The following is a 19,355-nucleotide window of genomic DNA, read 5'->3' as shown; positions in this document are numbered from 1 at the left end:
GGCGATCTGCACCGGCACGGCCATGCGCGTGACCAGATTGGACAGGGTCTGGAGCGCAGTCGGATCGATGGGCGGCGGCCCATCAGGACCCGCCCCTTCAATCACCTGAGCCCGCGCAAGGGCAGGCCCTGGCGCCAGGGCGGCCCCCGCCAGACCCGTCAGTGCGGACCGTCTCGTCAGGCGCATGCGCCCCTCCCGCCCCCCAGCGGAAAACCGACGTTAGGCCCGGGGATGGGCCCGTGCATAGGCCCCCATAAGGTGATCAGCGTTCACCGCGGCGTATTTCTGGGTGGTGGAGAGGGAGGCGTGGCCCAGCAACTCCTGGATGGAGCGCAGGTCGGCGCCCGCTCCCAGCAGGTGAGTGGCGAAGCTGTGGCGCAGGGCATGGGGCGTGGCGGAGGCGGGCAGGCCCAGCCGACCGCGCAGCCGCTGGACCGTGGCCTGCACATGCCGGGGGCTCAGGGCCCCGCCGCGCCGGGCGCGGAACAGGGGCTCGTCCGGCGACAGGGGAAAGGGCGCGGCGGCCACATAGGCGTTCACCGCCTCGCGCACGGCGGGCAGGACCGGCACCAGCCGGGTCTTGCCGCCCTTGCCGGTGATGCGCAGGGTTTCGGGCAGGGGCGCGTCAGCGCGGGTCAGGCTCAGCCCTTCCGAGATGCGCAGGCCGCAGCCGTACAGCAGGGTCAGCACCGCCTTGTCCCGCGCCGCCTCCCACGGCTGCAGATCGGTGTCGGTTTCCGGCTCGGCCATCAGGCCCCGCGCCTGATCCTCGCTGACCGGGCGGGGCAGGGAGGATCTGGCGCGCGGCCCCTTCACCAGGGCGATCTGGGGGGCGGGGACGCCGCAGCGCCGGTCGAGGAAATCATGCAGGCTGCGGATGCCCGCCAGGGTCTGGTTCAGGGATCGGGCGCCGAGCGGCCGGTCGCCCGAGCGGCGCTCGGCCAGATGGGCGCGCACCTCCGCCGCCGTCACCGTGCCCAGATCAGCGATGCCCGGGTTCTCGCCCCGGTGCCGGCCCAGAAAGGCGATGTAGTGGCGGCCGATGTGGCCATAGGCCTCCAGCGTGCGGGGCGACAGCCGCCGCTCGTGGGCCAGGTGCTCCAGCCACGCGGTCAGGGCCTGATCGGCGGTCAGTTGAGGATGGGCCATCGCTCGGCCATGCGTTCCACCACCCGGGTCAGGAAGGACACCAGTTCGCAGCCCATGGCGGGGGTGAAGCCCTCGGGCTCGGGCGAGCCGAAGGCGCACAGGGCGGGTCGCGCGGGTGACCACGGGGCCATGCGGATCAGGGCGACGCTGCGCACCTCGTCTTCGGCCCCGCCGAACAGATCGAGCCCGTCGAAATTGGGGCCCAGCCAGGCGAGGCCGTCGGCGCCCACCAGACCGTCCACGGCGCCCGCCTCAAGGGCGCGCCAGCCGAACGGCACGCCGCCGGGCTTCTCCAGGGCGATGGCCGCGCCCGCCAGGCCGAAGCGGGCCAGGGCCGCGGCGTCCAGCCGCCGGGCCAGGTCGGAATGGTTGCGGGACTCCATCAGGTCCAGCACCGCCACATGGGTCTGGGTCTGGGCGGCGAAATTGGCGCGGGCCACGGCCTCGATCTGGCGCCGGGCGCCCGATTCCCGTTCGATCAGGGTTTCGAGGCGTGTGAGGGCGGCGCGGCCGAACTCCACCACATTCGGCCCCGTGGTCTTCAGGCCCAGTTCTTCCAGCAGGGCGCGATCATGGGTCAGCAGGTCGGCGTTGGCCTGCACCCATGCGCGCACCTCGGGCCAGTGCAGGCCCGGTGCGGCGTCCGTCTCGATGGATTCCTGTGCGCCGCTCACGACGATCTCCGGCTCGAATGAAGCCGGAGCGGGGATTACAGGATGGATTGTCCCGTCTTGCCCCAGTCGGCCAGGAATTGATCAAGCCCCTTGTCGGTTAAGGGATGCTTGACCAGGGCCTTCAAAACGTCCGGCGGCAGGGTCGCGGCGTCGGCGCCGGCCAGGGCCGCGGCCGAGACATGGGCCGGATTGCGCAGGGAGGCGGCGAGGATTTCGGTCTCGAAGCCGTGCACGTCGTAAAGGACGCGGATTTCCTCCAGCAGGCCGATGCCGTCCGCGCCGTGATCCTCAAGCCGGCCCACGAAGGGCGAGATGAAGGTGGCGCCGGCCTTGGCCGCCAGCATGGCCTGGGCTGCGGAGAAGCACAGGGTGACGTTGGTCTTTATGCCCTTGTCGGTGAAGGCGCGGCAGGCCCGCAGCCCGTCCCAGGTCAGGGGCAGCTTGACCACCACATTGTCGGCGATGGCGGCCAGCTTGTCGCCTTCCTTGACCATGGTCTCGAAGTCCACGGCCACGGCTTCGGCGGAAATGGGCCCCTCGACGAGGGCGCAAATCTCGGCGATGACCTCGGCGATGTTGCGACCGGATTTGGCGATCAGGGATGGATTGGTGGTGACGCCGTCCACCATGCCGGTGGGGACCATGTCCTTGATGACGGCGACGTCGGCTGTGTCGAGGAAGAGTTTCATGGCTCGCCCTTTAGCGGATCATCGCGGCTTGTGCGAGCGTGCGGCATGATCATCGCCGCCGTCCTGATTCCCCTGCCGGTGCCCGAAGCCTTCGACTACGAGGCGCCGGAGGGCCTGACGCTCGCCCCGGGGGACCATGTGGCGGTGCCGCTGGGCCCCCGGCTGGTGCGGGGTGTCGTGTCGGAGGTGCGCGAGACGACCGGGTCCAACCGTCGTCTGAAGGCGGTGGATCATCGGCTGGACGACCCGCCTCTGCCGCCCCGAACCCTGGCTTTCGTGGAATGGGCCGCCCGCTGGACGCTGAGCCCGCCGGGCGAGATGGCGGCCATGGCGGTCAAGGGCCTGCGCAGCCCGCCGCCCCGGCCCGAGCGCCGGGTGCGCCGGGTGGGCGACCGTGTCCCCGCCCGCGCCACGCCCGCCCGTGATGCGGTGCTGGAGGCCCTGGGCGACAAGGCCATGACCGGCGCGGACCTGGCCCGGGCGGCGGGGGTGTCCTCGGGGGTGGTCAAGGGTCTGACGGACGAGGGCGTGCTGGAGGTCATCGAGATCGCGGCGGAGGCCGGGTTCGATCCGCCCGATCCGGGTCATGCGCCCGCGACCCTGAACGCCGATCAGGCGGCGGCGGCCGATGTGCTGGCCGAGGCGGTGGCGACCCGCGCCTTCGCGCCGTTCCTGCTGGACGGGGTCACGGGCTCGGGCAAGACCGAGGCCTATCTGGAGGCCATGGCCCGGCTGCTGAAGGTCGAGCCGGACGCCCAGATCCTGATCCTGCTGCCCGAAATCGCCCTGACCCAGGCGGTGATCGCGCGCATCGCCGACCGTTTCGGCGCCCTGCCGGCCGAATGGCATTCCGGCGTGCCCGGCCCGCGCCGTCGTCAGGTCTGGGAGGCGGTGGCCGCCGGCCGCTGCAACATCGTGGTGGGGGCCCGGTCGGCCCTGTTCCTGCCCTTCGTCAATCTGCGCCTGCTGGTGGTGGACGAGGAGCACGATGGCTCGTTCAAGCAAGAGGAGGGCCTGATCTATCACGCCCGCGACCTGGCCGTGGCGCGCGCCCGGATCGAAAGCGCGGCCGTGGTGCTGGCCTCGGCCACCCCGTCGCTGGAGACCCTGACCAATGCGCGGCAGGGCCGCTACGGCTGGCTCCGGCTGTCGGCGCGGCACGGGGCGGCGGTGATGCCGTCCATCGCCCTGATCGACCTGCGGCAGGCTCCGCCCGACCCCCAGACCTGGCTGTCCCAGCCCCTGCGCGAGGCCATGATCGAGACCCTGGGGCGGGGCGAGCAGGTGCTGCTGTTCCTGAACCGGCGGGGCTATGCGCCGGTGGTGCTGTGCCGGGCCTGCGGGCACCGGCTGACGGCGCCGGATACGGATTCGTGGCTGGTGGAGCATCGCTACACCGGGCGGCTGGTGTGCCACCTGACCGGCTTCTCCATGACGAAGCCGAAGACCTGCCCGGCCTGCGGGGCGGCCGACACCCTGGTGCCCGTGGGCCCGGGCGTGGAGCGGGTGGAGGAGGAGGTGCGCGGCCTGTTCCCGGACGCGCGCACGGCGGTGTTCAGCTCTGACACCGTGCCGGACGGCAAGAGCGCCCGGGCCCTGATCGAGACCATGGCCGAGGGCGGCATCGACATTCTGGTGGCCACCCAGGCGGCGGCGAAGGGGCACAACTTTCCCCGCCTGACCCTGGTGGGGGTGGTGGACGCCGATCTGGGCCTGCGGGGCGGCGACCTGCGCGCGGCCGAGCGCACCTTCCAGCTGCTGACCCAGGCCACGGGCCGGGCGGGACGGGCCGACCGGCCGGGCCGGGCCCTGCTGCAGACCTGGACGCCGGAGCATCCGGTGCTTCAGGCGCTGGCGGCGGGGGACCGGGAGGCGTTCATGCAGACCGAGATCGCCGAGCGGGAGGCCGCGTCCCTGCCGCCCCACGGCCGGCTGGCGGCGCTGATCCTGTCCGGCGAAAAGGCCGAGGCGGTGGAGAAGGCGGCCGCCGATCTGGCCGCCGCCATTCCCAATGCCGAGCGGCTGGAGGTCTACGGCCCCGCCGACGCCCCGCTGGCGCTGGTGCGCGGGCGACGCAGGAAACGGCTGCTGGTCCGGGCCGACCGGGACGTGGACCTTCAGGCCTTCCTGCGCGCCTGGCTGGCGCGGGTGAAGATCCCGTCCTCGGTGCGCCTGTCGGTGGACGTGGACCCCTACAGCTTCCTGTAGGGGGCCGCCGCCTCAGATCGACGGATCGCCGCCGCTCGCGGCGGTTCGGGCCGCGGCCTTTCGCTCGTGGGATTTCCGCTGCCACATGTTCAGGGCCTCGACCCCTGCGGAGAAGGCCATGGCCGCATAGATGTAGCCCTTGGGCACATGGGCGCCGAAGCCTTCGGCGATCAGCACCATGCCGATCATCAGCAGGAAGCCGAGGGCCAGCATGACCACGGTGGGGTTCTTGTGGATGAACTCGCCCAACGGATCGGCCGCCAGCAGCATCACCGCGATGGCCACCAGAACCGCGATGACCATGATCGGCAGATGCTCGGTCATGCCCACGGCCGTCAGGATGGAGTCGATGGAGAACACCAGGTCCAGCAGGATGATCTGGAAGATCGCGCCGCCGATGTTGCTGATGACCACATCGGCCTTGTCCTTCTCCAGCAGATGGTCGCCGGACGCGGGGTCCACCGAGTGGTGAATCTCCTTGGTGGCCTTCCACACCAGGAACAGGCCGCCCGCGATCAGGATCAGGTCCTTCCACGAGAACTCGTTGCCGAACACGCTGAAGAGCGGGGCTGTGAGGGTCACGATCCAGGCGATGGTGGACAGCAGCACCAGACGCATGATCAGGGCCAGGGAGATGCCGATGCGCCGCACCCGCGAGCGATGCTCGGCGGGCAGCTTGTTGGACAGGATCGAGATGAAGATCAGGTTGTCGATCCCCAGCACCACCTCCATGACGATGAGGGTGATGAGGGCGGCCCAGGCGGCTGGATCAGCCAGCAGGGTCAGAAGGTAAGAGGAAAGATCTTCCATCGAGGGTCGAGGTTCCGGTCAGACGCGGAAGTGCGCTCCAGTAAGGTGGGATACCAAGGCGAAGACAATGTCGCCAGTGCATCCGGGTTCCCGATATCGCTCTCTGAGCCGGATGCGGCGCCCCGCCTCGGTTGCGGGGCGGCGAGGCCCATGCTAACAGGCGCCCGGCTTGCCAGAGGCGGGGTTCGGACGGATCTCGCCCCTGCGTGCTTTCATCAAGCAATCCAAGCCTTTGGCCGGAACGACCCCGTTCCGGCGACGACCCAAACGCTTCGACCCGGCGGACCTTATAAGTGGCTGAAGATTTCAGATCGACGGAAGTCGGCGAACGCTACGCTCAGGCGTTGTTCGATCTCGCCAATGAAAACAAGCGGCTGGACGCCGTGCGCGATGACCTGCGCAGCTTGAAGGCTGCCTGGATCGAGAGCGCCGACCTGCGCCGTCTGGCCACCTCGCCGGTGATTCCGGCCGAGGACCAGCAGAAGGGTCTGGAGGCGATCGCCGACAAGGCGCAGTTCGACCGGACCACGAAGAATTTTCTGGGCCTGATGGCCGCCAACGGGCGCGCTGCAGACCTGACCGGCGCGATGGCCGCTTTTGAGGCCCTGTACGCCCGTCACACCGGCGTGGTGTCCGCCGAGGTGGTTTCGGCCAAGCCGCTGGCCGCCAAACAGATCAGCGCCGTCAAGGCCGCCCTGAAGGGCGCCTTGGGCCAAGACCCCGAACTGACCGCCCGCGTCGATCCGGCGCTTCTGGGTGGTCTCAAGGTCAAGGTGGGCTCGAAGCTTTACGACGCCTCGCTGAAGACCAAGCTCGACCAGATGAAGTTCGCCCTTCGCCGGGCCTGACCGCAAAAATCCATTCTTAGAGACAAGCCGGGCCCAAACGCCCGCCCAGGACGAAAACCGAAAGAGCAGCCATGGACATCCGCGCCGCCGAAATCTCGGCCATCCTCAAGTCGCAGATCGCCAACTTCGGCGTTGAAGCCGACGTCAGCGACGTCGGCCAGGTGCTGTCGGTCGGCGACGGCATCGCCCGCATCCACGGCCTGGACAATGTCCAGGCCGGCGAGATGATCGAGTTTCCGAAGGCCGGCGTGAAGGGCATGGCCCTGAACCTGGAGCGCGACAACGTCGGCGCCGTGATCTTCGGCCAGGACAACCAGATCGCCGAGGGCGACGAGGTCCGCCGTCTGGGCGAGATCGTGGACGTGCCGGTCGGCAAGGGCCTGCTGGGCCGCGTCGTCAACCCGCTGGGCGAGCCCATCGACGGCAAGGGTCCGATCCAGTTCACCGAGCGTCGTCGCGTGGACGTGAAGGCGCCGGGCATCATTCCCCGCAAGTCGGTGCATGAGCCCATGCAGACCGGCCTGAAGGCCATCGACACCCTGATCCCGATCGGCCGCGGCCAGCGCGAGCTGATCATCGGCGACCGTCAGGTCGGCAAGACCGCCGTGGCGATCGACACCATCCTGAACCAGAAGTCGATCAACGTCGAAGGCGCCGCCGAGAGCGACAAGCTGTACTGCATCTATGTCGCCATCGGTCAGAAGCGCTCGACCGTGGCCCAGATCGTCAAGACGCTCGAGGAGCGCGGCGCTCTGGAGTACACCATCGTCGTGGCCGCCACGGCGTCCGAGCCCGCCCCGCTGCAGTTCCTGGCCCCGTTCTCGGGCACGGCCATGGGCGAGTTCTTCCGCGACAACGGCATGCACGCCCTGATCGTCTATGACGATCTGTCCAAACAGGCCGTTGCCTATCGCCAGATGTCGCTGCTGCTGCGCCGCCCGCCGGGCCGCGAAGCCTACCCGGGCGACGTCTTCTATCTGCACAGCCGCCTGCTGGAGCGCTCTGCCAAGCTGAACGCCGACAACGGCTCGGGCTCCATGACCGCCCTGCCGCTGATCGAGACCCAGGCCAACGACGTGTCGGCCTACATCCCCACCAATGTGATCTCGATCACCGACGGACAGATCTTCCTGGAATCGGACCTGTTCTACCAGGGCATCCGCCCCGCCGTGAACGTCGGCATCTCGGTGTCGCGCGTGGGCTCCTCGGCCCAGATCAAGGCGATGAAACAGGTCGCCGGTTCGATCAAGGGCGAGCTGGCCCAGTACCGGGAAATGGCCGCCTTCGCCAAGTTCGGCTCGGACCTGGACGCCTCGACCCAGCGCCTGCTGGCCCGCGGCGCGCGCCTGACCGAACTGCTGAAGCAGCCCCAGTACTCGCCGCTGACGGTCGAGGAGCAGGTGGTGTCCATCTACGCCGGCACCCGCGGCTATCTGGACGGCATCGCCGTGAGCGACGTGGGCCGCTTCGAAACCGAGCTGCTGGCGCGCATCAAGTCCAAGCATGCCGGCATCCTGGACGCCATCCGCACGCAGAAGGCCCTGTCCAAGGAGCTGGAAGCCGAGCTGAAGGCCGCCATCGAAGCCTTCGCCAAGACCTTCGCCTGAGCCCCGGAAAGCATTAGAGAGTAACGCCGGATGGCCAGCCTCAAGGAAATGCGCAATCGGATCGGAAGCGTGAAGTCCACGCAGAAGATCACGAAAGCCCTGAATATGGTCGCCGCGGCCAAGCTGAAGCGCGCCCAGGATCAGGCCGAGAGCGCCCGTCCCTACGCCCGCAAGATGGCCGATGTGATCGCCAACCTGGCGGCGGGCGTGTCCGGCGACGACGCGCCCCGGCTGCTGGCCGGCACGGGCTCGGACCAGAAGCACCTGATCATCGTGGCCACGGGCGACAAGGGACTGGCGGGGGGCTTCAACTCCAACGTCATCCGCGCCGCCCGCGAGCGCATCCGGTCCCTCATCGCCGAGGGCAAGGACGTCCGCATCATCGCCGTGGGCCGCAAGTCCCGTGACGGCCTGGCGCGCCTGTTCGGCGACCAGCTGATCCGCACCTTCGAGCTCAGCGAGCACAAGGTCATCGGCATGAACGCCGCCGAGCCGATCGCCGCCCTGATCGCCGAGGAGTTCGAGGCGGGCCACGCCGATGTGGTCACCCTGTTCTACAGCCGCTTCCAGTCGGTCATCTCGCAGGTGCCGACGCCCAGGCAGCTGATCCCGGCCGTGGTCGACGGGTCCGCCGAGCCCATCGACCTGAACGGCGCGGTCTATGAGTACGAGCCCTCGGAAGAGGAAATCCTCGAGACCCTGCTGCCGCGCAACATCACCACCCAGGTGCTGGCCGCCCTCTACGAGAACCAGGCCAGCTTCTTCGGGGCCCAGATGGGCGCCATGGACAACGCCACGCGCAATGCGGGCGACCTCATCAACAGCCTGACCCTGCAGTACAACCGTAAGCGCCAGGCCCAGATCACCACCGAACTGATCGAGATCATCGCGGGCGCCGAAGCCCTCTGATCCGACCATCCTCGACGCCAGACACGACCTTCCGAACGGAACGCACCCGATGACCGACACCACCGCCCCCAAGAAGACCGCCGCCAAGAAGCCGGCCGCGCCCAAGGCCCCCCGGGCCGCCAAGCCCGCCGCTGCGGCGACCGGCAACGCCACCGTCACCGCCGGCACGGGCGTGGGCAAGATCGCCCAGGTCATCGGCGCCGTCGTGGACGTTGAGTTCACCGGCCAGCTGCCGGCGATCCTGAACGCCCTGGAGACCCAGAACGTCGACCAGAAGACGGGCGAGCCCTTCACCCTGGTCCTGGAAGTCGCCCAGCACCTGGGTGAGAACATGGTCCGCACCATCGCCATGGACACCACCGAGGGCCTGACCCGCGGCCAGGCCGTGGTCGACACCGGCACCTCCATCCTGGCGCCCGTGGGCCCCGGCACCCTCGGCCGCATCATGAACGTCGTCGGCGCGCCGATCGATGAGCAGGGCCCGATCAAGACCACCATGTACCGCCCGATCCACCGCGAGGCGCCCAGCTTCGAGGATCAGTCCACCTCGTCTGAAATCCTGGTCACGGGCATCAAGGTCATCGACCTGATGTGCCCCTACACCAAGGGCGGCAAGATCGGCCTGTTCGGCGGCGCCGGCGTGGGCAAGACCGTGACCATGCAGGAGCTGATCAACAACATCGCCAAGGCCTACGGCGGTTATTCGGTGCTGGCCGGCGTGGGTGAGCGCACCCGCGAGGGCAACGACCTGTATCACGAGATGATCGAGTCCAACGTGAACGTGGATCCGGCCAAGAACAACGGCTCGACCGAGGGCTCCAAGTGCGCCCTGGTGTACGGCCAGATGAACGAGCCTCCCGGCGCCCGCGCCCGCGTCGCCCTGACCGGCCTGGCCCAGGCCGAGTACTTCCGCGACGAGGAAGGCAAGGACGTGCTGCTGTTCGTCGACAACATCTTCCGCTTCACCCAGGCCGGTTCGGAAGTGTCCGCCCTGCTGGGCCGCATCCCGTCGGCGGTGGGCTATCAGCCGACCCTGGCCACCGAGATGGGCAACCTGCAGGAGCGCATCACCTCCACCAACAAGGGCTCGATCACCTCGGTCCAGGCCATCTATGTGCCCGCCGACGACCTGACCGACCCGGCGCCCGCCGCCTCCTTCGCCCACCTGGACGCCACCACCGTGCTGAGCCGCGACATCGCCGCCCAGGCCATCTTCCCGGCCGTGGACCCGCTGGACTCCACCAGCCGGATCATGGACCCGCTGGTGATCGGCGACGAACACTATCAGGTCGCCCGCTCGGTTCAGGAAGTGCTGCAGCAGTACAAGGGCCTGAAGGACATCATCGCCATCCTGGGCATGGATGAGCTGTCGGAAGAGGACAAGCTGGTCGTCTCGCGCGCCCGCAAGATCCAGCGCTTCCTGTCGCAGCCCTTCTTCGTGGCCGAGCAGTTCACCAACACGCCCGGCAAGTTCGTGGAGCTGGCCGACACGATCCGCAGCTTCAAGGCCATCGTGGCCGGCGAATACGACCACCTGCCGGAAGCCGCCTTCTACATGGTCGGCCCGATCGAGGAAGCCGTCGCCAAGGCCGAGAAGCTGGCCGCGGACGCCGCTTGATCATGGCCGGGAAACTGAACTTCTCGTTGGTGTCGCCCGAGCGCGAGGTCTTTTCGGGCCAGGTGGATCAGGTGGACGCGCCGGGCGTGGAGGGCGACTTCGGCGTCCTGCCCGAGCACGCGCCGTTCATGACCGCCCTGCGCGAAGGACCGGTCACGGTCTATGACGCCAAGGGCGTGCGCCGGTTCGAGGTCAAGGGCGGTTTCGCTGACGTCAACGCGTCGGGCCTGACCATCCTGGCCGAGGAAGCCGCCGAGATCGCCGCCGGCTGAGGCGAGGTTTCGATCAGACGACAAGAGCCCCGCGTCGCTCGGCGCGGGGCTTTTTCGTGCGCCGCCTCCGGGTCAGGCGGGGCGGCGCTGACGCATGGCCTGGACGATGGTGCCGTCATCCAGCCAGTCCAGCTCGCCGCCGACGGGCACGCCGCGGGCCAGGCTGGTGATCTGGACCTCGGTTCCGGACAGGCGGTCGGCCAGATAGTGGGCGGTGGTCTGGCCGTCGACGGTGGCGGGCAGGGCCAGCACCACCTCCTTGACCGCGCCTTCGCGGGCCCGGCCGATCAGTTCGCTGATGCGCAGGGCCTCGGGCCCGACACCGTCCAGCGCCGACAGCAGGCCGCCCAGCACATGATATTTGCCGCGGAAGGCGCCGGACCGCTCCATGGCCCACAGGGCGCCAGCCTCCTCAACCACGCAGATCAGGCCCCCGTCGCGTCCCGTGTCGGCGCAGATGGAGCAGGGATCGCGCGTGTCGGGCGCGCCGCAGACCGAACAGGAGCGCACCTTGGCCGCGGTCTCGGCCAGCGAGGCGGCCAGAGGCTCAAGCAGCTGTTCGCGCCGTTTCAGCAAGGCCAGGGCCGCGCGGCGGGCCGAGCGCGGACCCATGCCGGGCAGCTTGGCCAGCAGGCCGATCAGGCGCTCGATCTCGGGTCCGGCGGACGCGGCCATGGGGCGTCAGAACAGTTTGGGCATGCCGGGGATGTTCATGCCCGCCATGGGACCGGCGGCCTCGCGCATCAGCTCGGCGTTGACCGCGTCCAGCTTGCGCCTGGCGTCGGCGTGGGCGGCCACGATCAGGTCAGCCAGGATTTCCCCCTCGCCGGGCGCCATCAGGCTGTCGTCGATGACGATGCGGGTGATCTCGCCGGCGCCCTTGAGGGCCACGGTGACCAGACCGCCGCCCGAGGTGCCCTCGGCCGAGGATTCCGCCATCCTGGCCTGGGCGTCCTGCAGCTTCTGCTGCATGGCCTGGGCCTGTTTCATCAGTTCGTTGAGGTCCTTCATGCCGCCTATCTAATGCCGGGCGGCGAAGGATGACAGGGGGCGGCGCCGATTCCGGTCAGCAGTCGGTGCAGGCCACCTGCTCCACCTTGCGCGGACGCAGATAGTAGGTATGGCTGAAGCGGGTCAGGCCCGGCAGCAGTTCGCCGAAGGGGGATTCATAGTCGTAGGTGATCTCGGTCATCACCAGGCTCTCGTCCGCGGCGATCAGGCCATCGGGAATCTCCACGGTGGAGCCGGCGCCCCGCGCGGTCATGCCCTGGGCCCGGGACCAGTCCACGCGCACCTGGCCGTCGGCCTCACGGGTGAGGGCGGTGACCCGCTGCTCCAGCGGCGTGGACGGGAAGGGGCGCATCATCAGCCGCCCCACCTCGAACACGTCGGCCACGTCGGCCACGGTGACCGTCTCGTTCTGGGTGACGAGGTCCGCCACGGTGGCGGCGGTGCGGCCCATGCGTTTCTGGGCCATGAAGGCCTGACAGAACTCGGCCAGGCCGAAGTAGAACAGGAGGATCACCGGGGCGATCAGCGCGAACTCCACCGCCGATACGCCGCGACGGTCGCCTCGCAGGCGCGTCAGGAAGCCCCTGTCGTCCCGGACGCGCCTCATGATCCGAACGGCTCGTTGCGGAAGGCGGTGGTCACGTTCAGCACCCTCTGGCCCGCCACACGCTCCGCGCCCTGGGACACCAGGGGCGTGAAGAGCGGCTGGGGATACCAGGCGCTGACGAGGATGATGTCGCGGGGCCCGCCGATGGCGAACAGCAGGCCGCTCTCGGACAGTTCGCCGTTCTCGTCGACAGGATCGGGCGGGGTCTGGCCGGTGAAGCGGGGTATCACCCGCACGTCCACCAGCAGGCGATCCGTGCACTGGCTTTCGAACACGCCCATGCGGGCGCAGACTTCCTGCCGGAATTGCGAGACGCTCATGGCCCGTTCGTGCGCCTGTCCGGTGCGCACCAGCCGGCCGGTCTGGCTGACCGCGGTCTCCAGGGTCACGTCCATGACGAACAGAACGCCCAGTTCGATCAGGGCGAACATCATGAAGAAGAAGGGAGCGGCCACGAAGGCGAACTCGATGGCCGTCGCTCCGCCCTGGTCGCGGCGGAAGCGTTTCAGGCCCCGCAGTCTTGATCGTGATCCTTGCATCATGCTTGCCCCCGATCCGGCGTCAGGGGGTTCCGTCGGGCACGGACGTCGGGACCGGCGCCTGACGCTGGCTGGGCGCGCAGCCCGCGCCGCAGGACATCTCCGTCGCCGCTCCGCCGCGCCAGACCCGGACATGGCCGCTCGACGGCGCGGTCACGGTGACCACGGACTGGTAGAGGGTGCGCCCGATGGCGTCGACGACGACCACCTCGGTGGAGCCGTAGCCGCGCCCGGTCACATAGAGGGTCGAGGCGTCCACCATGGTGACATCGGCCACCGCCGGGTTGGCCACGATGACGGACGACGCCGCGCCGCGCAGCTGGATACGCTGGGCCCGGTCGATCTCCACGTCCAGCCCGCGGTTCTGGGCCAGGGCGGGGAAGGCGGCGGCGGCCAGAAGGGCCGCGGCGAGGGTCGGGGCGAGCAGACGCATGGGGCGGTCTCATTCGAGAGGGCGCGTGGGCGCGCGTGAGAAGGCCGCAGCATGTGCGCGAACCCTCAACAAATCCTGAAGGTCCGCCCGCTCGCCACGACATGGTTAAGAGGTGTTTACGGTAAATACTCGCTAACTATAGAAAACACCGGAAGTGCGTTTCCATTTTACTTGGTATTAACATGACCCGGTCCACTCTCGTTTGCGTAGAACGGGGGTCAGGCGGGCAATCCGGCGGCCCTGAACGGGAACAGTTGCTCGCTAGAATTCAAGAGGAAGATTCACATGAAGACGTTCATCAACAAGTTCGCCAAAGACGAGTCCGGCGCCACGGCCATTGAATACGGTCTGATCGCCGCCCTCATCGCCGTGGTGATCATCGGCGCCCTGCAGCTGCTCGGCGGCAACATGAGCACCGCCTTCAACTCGGTCGCCACGGCCGTTGGCGGCGGCGGCGGCGGCGAAGGCTAAACGCCCAAGCGAACCACCAAAGATGCGAGGGGCCGCGGCGGAAACGCCGCGGCCCTTTCGTTTGGGCCATGCGGATTTCAGACTCCGAGCGAAAAAACAGGGTCTGAATTGTCTGAATGGTCTGAAATCCCTCCCTGGCGGCGGTGAGACGGTCCGCACGAAAAACAGTGCAATGGAGTCTCACTCGACAGGCGCCTCCCTGAATGAACGCAACCCTGAGGCCATCATAAGGGCGCCTGGGGCAGGGGGCGTAGAATGGGTTGCCCAGGGCGTCGATCCCTTGTCCTGAAAGGGATCGGGCGGGAAAAATGCGGGATCAAGGGACCAGCCGACGGCGTCGGGATCCCATCTCGCCGTCCGCCATGAGGGATGAAAACGGGTTCTTAAGCGGTGATCGTCCTCATGGCGGCATGGACATCCTGACCTGGGCCCTGCTCGCCATACTGCCGGTCATCGCCGTTCTGGCGGGCGTGCGCGATCTGACCACCATGACCATTCCCAACTGGATGTCCCTGGTCCTGCTCGCCGCCTTCATCCCTGCCGCCCTGCTGGCCGGTCTGGGCTGGCAGGCCCTGCTGTTTCACCTCGGCATCGGCGTCGTGGCGCTCATCATCGGGGTCGGTCTGTTCGCCCTGGGGGTCATCGGCGGCGGCGACGCCAAGCTGATGGCCGCCCTCAGCCTGTGGATGGGCCCGGACGGGGTCCTGATCTTCGCGCTGTGGACAGCGGTCATCGGCGGCCTGTTCAGCCTGGGTCTGATTCTGGCCCGGAATCAGTTCTCCGCCCTGGCGCCGGCCGCCCCCGCCTGGCTGGGCCGTCTGCTGGAGCCGAAGGGCGACATTCCTTACGGCGTGGCCATCGCGGCCGGCGCGCTTCTGGCCTGGCCCTCCAGCGCCATGATGACCGCCGCCTTCTGACTCGGTCGCTTAGGGACGCGTTAACCCGCACCCTGCATGTTCGTTAACGGCAGGGGGTCGGATTCCGATCCGCCTGGCTTCTTCGGAGACGGACAGGATGAAACCCGCCCGCATCGCAGTCATCGGCATCGCCGCCGTCGCCGCCATCGCTCTTGCGCTGGTGGTGCGCGCCATGGGCAATTCCGGCGGCGAGCCCACCGCCACCGCCTCCGCGGCCGTGGAAGCCCCCCGCATGGCCAGGGTCCTGGTCGCCGCGCGCGACGTGCCTGTCGGCAAGCGGCTGGAGGCCGGCGACATGGAATGGAAGGACTGGCCCATCGACGGGCTCAATCCCGCCTATGTCACCGACGGCTCCGTTGCCTTGCCCGCCGCCGCCCCGCCCGCCGAGGGTGAGGCCGAAGCCGCCCCCGCCGTAGAGAATCAGGTCGAAGGCGCCGCCGCCACGGTGACCCGCGCCGTGAACGCCGTCGCCGGGACCGGCGCCCAGTCGGATTTCATCGGCTCCGTGGTGCGCGAGGGCTTCGTGGCCGGAGAGCCCATCGTGGCGCGCAAGATTGTGCGCTCGGGCGACAGCGGCTTCCTGGCCGCCTATCTGGAGCCGGGCATGCGCGCCATGGCCATCCGCGTCTCGGTGGAGACGGCCGCCGGCGGCTTCATCCTGCCGGGCGACCGGGTGGACGTGATCATGACCCGCGAACTTCGCAACAACAATCAGGAAGGCGGCTCGGCCCAGCGTCACACGACCACCACGGTCATGCAGAACGTCAAGGTGCTGGCCGTCGATCAGACCACCCAGGCAAGCGATGACGCCCAGTCCGTGGTCGGCGCCACCGCTACCCTGGAGGTGTCGCCGGGCGACGCCGAGGTGCTGTCCCTGGCCCGGGCCGAGGGCGACCTGTCGCTGGTGCTGCGCTCCTACGCCGACGCGGCCGGACCTTCGGGACGCACCGGCCGCATGGCCTCGGGAGGCGGCGACTCCCGGGTCGTGCGCATCCATCGCGGCGACCAGGTCGAAACGGTGGTGCTCCAATGAGAAAGTCCCTGGCCCTGATCTCGGCGGTCGCCCTGGCCCTGGCGCCGCTGTCGGCCGCGCCCGCCGCCGCCCAATCCAGCATCCGCGTGGCCGTGGGCGGTGAAACCCAGTCCCTGAACCTGCCGCGCGGACGCTCCGCCGCGGTGGATCTGCCCGTCGACGCCCGCGACGTCATCGTCTCCAATCCCGCGGTCGCCGAGGCCATGCTGCATTCGCCGCGCCGCATCACGGTGGTGGGCATCGCGCCGGGCGAGACCGACGCGGTGTTCCTGGACGCCTCGGGCCGCGCCATCCTGAACCTTTCCATCCGCGTGGACGCCGGTGTGGGCGCCCTGTCGGACACCCTGGCCCGTCTCCTGCCCGGCGCGAGCATCCGCGCCGAAGCGGTCAACGAAAGCATCATCCTGACCGGCACGGCCTCCACCCCGGCCGAGGCCGATCGCGCGGCCCAGATCGCGCGCCAGTTCGTCAGTGATCCCGAACGGGTCCTCAACATGATCGGCGTCACCGGCGCGGATCAGGTGACCCTGCGCGCCCGCGTGGTCGAGGTGCAGCGCAGCGCCGTCAAGCAACTGGGGCTGGACATGAACGCCCTGGTGGCCAGCGCCGGGGACAGCTTCCGTTTCGAGCAGACGGCCACCTTCGGGGTGGGCGGCTCGATCCTGGGCGGCGGCGGTCTCACCTATGAAGACACGGGGCCGGACAGCATCACCGCCACCCTGCGCGCCTTCGAACGGGTCGGACTGGTGCGCACCCTGGCCGAGCCGAACCTGACCTCCATCAACGGCGAGAACGCCAGCTTCCTGGCGGGCGGCGAGTTTCCGGTGCCGGTGGGGCGCGACCAGCAGGGCAACATCCTGACCGAGTACAAGCCCTATGGCGTGGCGCTGTCGTTCCGCCCGGTGGTCCTGTCGGGCGGCCGCATCTCGCTGCAGATCTCCACCGAGGTGTCCGAGCTGACCAGCCAGGGCGCCCTGACCCTGGGGGCGGGGACGCCCAACGCCATCACCCTGCCGGGCCTCAACGTCCGCCGCGCCCAGACGACGGTCGAGATGCCCTCGGGCGGGGCCATGATGATCGCGGGCCTGCTGCAGGAATCCACCCGCCAGAACATCGACTCCCTGCCCGGGGTGACCAATCTGCCGGTTCTCGGGGCCCTGTTCCGCTCGCGCGACTATCTCATGGGTGAGACCGAGCTGGTCATCATCATCGAGCCGTTCATCGTTTCGCCCACCAGCCGCGACGCCATGCAGACGCCGGCCGACGGCCTGCAGATCGCCGGCGACGCCCAGACCATCTTCTTCGGCCAGCTGAACCAGGCCTATGGAACGCCCGCCCCGTCTCCCGCCTCGCCGTCCAACGGCTGGCAGGGACCGGTCGGCTATGTGATCGAGTAGGAGTGGCCATGACCCCCGTGCGACCCCTCAGCCTGATCGCCGCCCTGGCCGCGAGCACCGCCCTGGCGGCCTGCGCCGCCGGCGCGGGCTCGTCTGCCCCCCTCCCGATCACCCCGACCGCCCGCTGGGCCCTGCAGGTTGAGGACGGTCTGGACCGCATCGCCCTGGCGGTTCACCCGACCGGGCTTTCGGGCAACCAGCGCGCCGCCCTGTCGGCCCTGGCGGGCCGTTTCGCCCATGCCGGCGGCGACGTCATCGTGGTGCAGGCCCCCGCCGGCGACGATCCCGTCACGGGCGAGGCCGCCTGGAGCACCCGCGCCGCCCTTCAGGAGATGGGCGTGCCCGGCGACCGCATCCGGGTGGAGAGCTATCACGCCCCTGACCCCCGGGCGCCGATCCTGGCCGGGTTCACGACGGTGCGGGCGCACGTGCCCCGCTGCGGCGCCGCGTGGGAGAGCCTGTCGCGCACAGGCTCCAACCAGTCGCCCTCCAACTTCGGCTGCGCCGTCAACGCCAATCTGGCGGCCCAGATCGCTGATCCGCGCGACATCGCCGCGCCGCGCGCCATGACGCCGGTGGACGCCGCCCGCCGGGCGGTGGTGTTCGAAAACTACCGGGCGGGCGAGCCCACCTCGGCGCCCCAGGAAGAGCTGGTGCGCAGCCGTGTCTCACAGGCCGTGGACTAGGAGCGGGCATCACCGATGAACAACGCCTTCGCGCCACAGCCCTATGACGAATTCGAGGACGACCTCGACCTCGATCTCGGTCCGCCGCCCGGACCGGGCGCCACGCCCGATGCGGATCGCCAGCCGCTGCAGTTCACCGCCTCGGAGGGACAGGGTCCGGCGCCCGAGCCCGCATCCCAGCTTCCGGCCGCGCCGTTCAATCCGGTGGGCGAGCTGGTGGCCGGCGCCGCAAGCGCCCTGACCCCCATCGGCCAGACCGTCGACGTCTCGATCCCGCGCATCGCCATCCACATTTTCGCCGAACGTCAGGACACCCTGGCCGCCGCCGAGCGCGCGGGCCAGGACCGGCGTCTGTCGCGGGCCACGACCCAGGTGCGCCTCGGCGGCGTCGCCGCGGCCGTGGAGACCTACGGCCATGAGCCGACCCCGCCGCTGATCGTGGTCGAATGCCTGGCCGGCGCCGAGGACCTGCTGAACGAGATCGATCACCTGGCCCAGGTCTGCGACCAGGGCACCAAGGTGGTGGTGATCGGCCCGACCAACGACATCCTGCTGTATCGCGAACTGATCCGGCGCGGCGTGAGCGAGTATCTGGTGGCGCCGATCCAGCCGCTGCAGCTGATCGCGGCCATCGGCGGACTTTTCAACGATCCGGCCCAGCCCTTCGTGGGCCGGACCATCGCTTTCGTCGGCGCGCGCGGCGGCGCCGGCGCCTCGGCTGTGGCCCACAACACCGCCTACGCCATGTCCGAGCGGATCGGCGCCAACACCGTCATCGTCGACTATGACCTGCCGTTCGGCACGGCGGGGCTGGACTTCAACCAGGACCCGCTGAACGGGGTGGCCGACGCCCTGGGCCAGCCCGAGCGCCTGGACCAGACGCTGCTGGACCGCATGATGGTGCGCTGCACCGACCGGCTCAGCCTGTTCGCCGCGCCCGCCACCCTGGACGGAGACTGGGACATCGCGCCGGAGGCCTTCGAGGAGGTCACCAGCCGCATCCGCCAGACAGCGCCCTTCGTGGTGCTGGACCTGCCGCATCTGTGGAACGCCTGGATGCGCCGGACCCTGATTTCGGCCGACGAGGTGGTGGTCGTGGCTACTCCTGACCTGGCCTCGCTGCGCAACGCCAAGAACATGATGGACCTGATCCGTCAGGGCCGCCCCAACGACGCGCCGCCCCGGCTGGTGCTGAACCAGGTGGGCGTGCCGGGACGCCCCGAGATTCCGGCCAAGGACTTCGGCGCCGCCCTGGGCGTGCACCCCAGCCTGACCATTCCCTTCGAGCCCAAGGTGTTCGGGGCGGCCGCCAACAACGGCCAGATGATCCTGGACGCCGCCGCCAAGTCCAGGTCGGCCGAAGGGTTCCAGACCCTGGCCCAGATCGTGTCGCGCCGCGAGATCGCCGCCCTTCCGGCGGCCAGAAAGCCGGGCGGCAAGTCGCTGTTCGGCAAGCTTTTCAAGCGCTAGGGAGGCA

General features: G+C 69.2%; 22 protein-coding genes. 12 read left to right on the top strand and 10 right to left on the bottom strand.

Translation table 11 applies throughout. The features are described from left to right. The 4 genes from IWC96_RS10325 to fsa all read right to left on the bottom strand — a co-directional run. Nucleotides 1–186 (bottom strand): hypothetical protein (locus IWC96_RS10325; protein ID WP_196838861.1); only part of this gene is annotated, 186 nt, incomplete at its 3' end. Nucleotides 187–219: 33 nt separating this feature from the next. Then, nucleotides 220–1,149: a tyrosine recombinase XerC gene (locus tag IWC96_RS10320; RefSeq protein WP_196838860.1), complete on the bottom strand. Its 930-nt coding sequence runs from the start codon at nucleotides 1,147–1,149 to the stop codon at nucleotides 220–222. Continuing rightward, on the bottom strand, nucleotides 1,131–1,823 hold the full coding sequence (locus tag IWC96_RS10315; protein ID WP_021696673.1) for a DUF484 family protein: 693 nt from the start codon (nucleotides 1,821–1,823) through the stop codon (nucleotides 1,131–1,133). Before IWC96_RS10315 ends, IWC96_RS10320 begins: the two co-directional genes overlap by 19 nt. A 35-nt stretch (nucleotides 1,824–1,858) precedes the next feature. Beyond that, complete coding sequence (gene fsa / locus IWC96_RS10310) at nucleotides 1,859–2,512, bottom strand: fructose-6-phosphate aldolase (RefSeq protein WP_021696672.1); 654 nt, start codon at nucleotides 2,510–2,512, stop codon at nucleotides 1,859–1,861. Nucleotides 2,513–2,557: 45 nt separating this feature from the next. Here fsa and IWC96_RS10305 point away from each other — a divergent pair, with 45 nt between their 5' ends. After that, nucleotides 2,558–4,720 (top strand): primosomal protein N', encoded by a 2,163-nt coding sequence (locus IWC96_RS10305; RefSeq protein WP_196838859.1) that lies wholly within the window; start codon nucleotides 2,558–2,560, stop codon nucleotides 4,718–4,720. Between the two features lie 12 nt (nucleotides 4,721–4,732). Here the strand turns inward: IWC96_RS10305 and IWC96_RS10300 are convergent, their stop codons facing one another. Then, nucleotides 4,733–5,530 (bottom strand): TerC family protein, encoded by a 798-nt coding sequence (locus IWC96_RS10300; protein WP_196838858.1) that lies wholly within the window; start codon nucleotides 5,528–5,530, stop codon nucleotides 4,733–4,735. 293 nt (nucleotides 5,531–5,823) lie between these two features. On the opposite strand from IWC96_RS10300, the gene IWC96_RS10295 reads away from it, so the two are divergent. The 5 genes from IWC96_RS10295 to IWC96_RS10275 all read left to right on the top strand — a co-directional run bounded on the left by IWC96_RS10295 (nucleotide 5,824) and on the right by IWC96_RS10275 (nucleotide 10,784). Further along, entirely contained in the window at nucleotides 5,824–6,378 is a 555-nt protein-coding gene (locus IWC96_RS10295; protein WP_021696669.1) for a F0F1 ATP synthase subunit delta, read from the top strand. A 71-nt stretch (nucleotides 6,379–6,449) separates the two neighbouring features. Continuing rightward, complete coding sequence (gene atpA, locus IWC96_RS10290; protein WP_196838857.1) at nucleotides 6,450–7,985, top strand: F0F1 ATP synthase subunit alpha; 1,536 nt, start codon at nucleotides 6,450–6,452, stop codon at nucleotides 7,983–7,985. A 30-nt stretch (nucleotides 7,986–8,015) separates the two neighbouring features. Next, entirely contained in the window at nucleotides 8,016–8,894 is an 879-nt protein-coding gene (locus IWC96_RS10285) for a F0F1 ATP synthase subunit gamma (protein WP_196838856.1), read from the top strand. Between the two features lie 49 nt (nucleotides 8,895–8,943). Further along, nucleotides 8,944–10,512 carry a F0F1 ATP synthase subunit beta gene (atpD, locus tag IWC96_RS10280; RefSeq protein WP_021696666.1) on the top strand — a complete coding sequence of 523 codons (1,569 nt, stop codon included), beginning with the start codon at nucleotides 8,944–8,946 and terminating at the stop codon, nucleotides 10,510–10,512. Nucleotides 10,513–10,514: 2 nt separating this feature from the next. Further along, entirely contained in the window at nucleotides 10,515–10,784 is a 270-nt protein-coding gene (locus IWC96_RS10275; RefSeq protein WP_021696665.1) for an ATP synthase F1 subunit epsilon, read from the top strand. Between the two features lie 72 nt (nucleotides 10,785–10,856). Here the strand turns inward: IWC96_RS10275 and recR are convergent, their stop codons facing one another. Genes recR through IWC96_RS10250 form a run of 5 tightly spaced genes read right to left on the bottom strand, consistent with a single transcriptional unit; the run spans nucleotide 10,857 to nucleotide 13,374 of the window. After that, entirely contained in the window at nucleotides 10,857–11,459 is a 603-nt protein-coding gene (gene recR / locus IWC96_RS10270; protein ID WP_021696664.1) for a recombination mediator RecR, read from the bottom strand. Nucleotides 11,460–11,465: 6 nt separating this feature from the next. After that, nucleotides 11,466–11,795 carry a YbaB/EbfC family nucleoid-associated protein gene (locus IWC96_RS10265; protein ID WP_021696663.1) on the bottom strand — a complete coding sequence of 110 codons (330 nt, stop codon included), beginning with the start codon at nucleotides 11,793–11,795 and terminating at the stop codon, nucleotides 11,466–11,468. Nucleotides 11,796–11,850: 55 nt separating this feature from the next. Further along, nucleotides 11,851–12,402: a TadE/TadG family type IV pilus assembly protein gene (locus IWC96_RS10260; RefSeq protein ID WP_196838855.1), complete on the bottom strand. Its 552-nt coding sequence runs from the start codon at nucleotides 12,400–12,402 to the stop codon at nucleotides 11,851–11,853. Next, nucleotides 12,399–12,944 (bottom strand): TadE/TadG family type IV pilus assembly protein, encoded by a 546-nt coding sequence (locus tag IWC96_RS10255; protein ID WP_021696660.1) that lies wholly within the window; start codon nucleotides 12,942–12,944, stop codon nucleotides 12,399–12,401. Before IWC96_RS10255 ends, IWC96_RS10260 begins: the two co-directional genes overlap by 4 nt. Before the next feature lie 19 nt (nucleotides 12,945–12,963). Next, complete coding sequence (locus IWC96_RS10250) at nucleotides 12,964–13,374, bottom strand: pilus assembly protein N-terminal domain-containing protein (protein ID WP_021696659.1); 411 nt, start codon at nucleotides 13,372–13,374, stop codon at nucleotides 12,964–12,966. Nucleotides 13,375–13,659: 285 nt separating this feature from the next. On the opposite strand from IWC96_RS10250, the gene IWC96_RS10245 reads away from it, so the two are divergent. The 6 genes from IWC96_RS10245 to IWC96_RS10220 all read left to right on the top strand — a co-directional run bounded on the left by IWC96_RS10245 (nucleotide 13,660) and on the right by IWC96_RS10220 (nucleotide 19,348). Beyond that, nucleotides 13,660–13,845: a Flp family type IVb pilin gene (locus tag IWC96_RS10245; RefSeq protein WP_021696658.1), complete on the top strand. Its 186-nt coding sequence runs from the start codon at nucleotides 13,660–13,662 to the stop codon at nucleotides 13,843–13,845. 410 nt (nucleotides 13,846–14,255) lie between these two features. Next, entirely contained in the window at nucleotides 14,256–14,762 is a 507-nt protein-coding gene (locus tag IWC96_RS10240) for a prepilin peptidase (protein WP_196838854.1), read from the top strand. A 97-nt stretch (nucleotides 14,763–14,859) separates the two neighbouring features. Then, nucleotides 14,860–15,795 (top strand): Flp pilus assembly protein CpaB, encoded by a 936-nt coding sequence (gene cpaB / locus IWC96_RS10235; protein WP_021697766.1) that lies wholly within the window; start codon nucleotides 14,860–14,862, stop codon nucleotides 15,793–15,795. After that, nucleotides 15,792–17,192, top strand: coding sequence for a type II and III secretion system protein family protein (locus IWC96_RS10230; protein WP_021697767.1), 1,401 nt, complete (start codon nucleotides 15,792–15,794; stop codon nucleotides 17,190–17,192). The genes cpaB and IWC96_RS10230 overlap by 4 nt, the downstream gene beginning before the upstream one ends. A gap of 8 nt (nucleotides 17,193–17,200) precedes the next feature. After that, entirely contained in the window at nucleotides 17,201–17,878 is a 678-nt protein-coding gene (locus IWC96_RS10225; protein WP_021697768.1) for a CpaD family pilus assembly protein, read from the top strand. Nucleotides 17,879–17,893: 15 nt separating this feature from the next. Further along, on the top strand, nucleotides 17,894–19,348 hold the full coding sequence (locus IWC96_RS10220) for an AAA family ATPase (protein WP_196838853.1): 1,455 nt from the start codon (nucleotides 17,894–17,896) through the stop codon (nucleotides 19,346–19,348). Nucleotides 19,349–19,355 lie beyond the last annotated feature (7 nt).

The organism is Brevundimonas sp. BAL450 (assembly GCF_015767455.1).
GTDB lineage: Bacteria > Pseudomonadota > Alphaproteobacteria > Caulobacterales > Caulobacteraceae > Brevundimonas > Brevundimonas abyssalis.
This window is presented reverse-complemented; position numbering and strand designations above follow the sequence as displayed.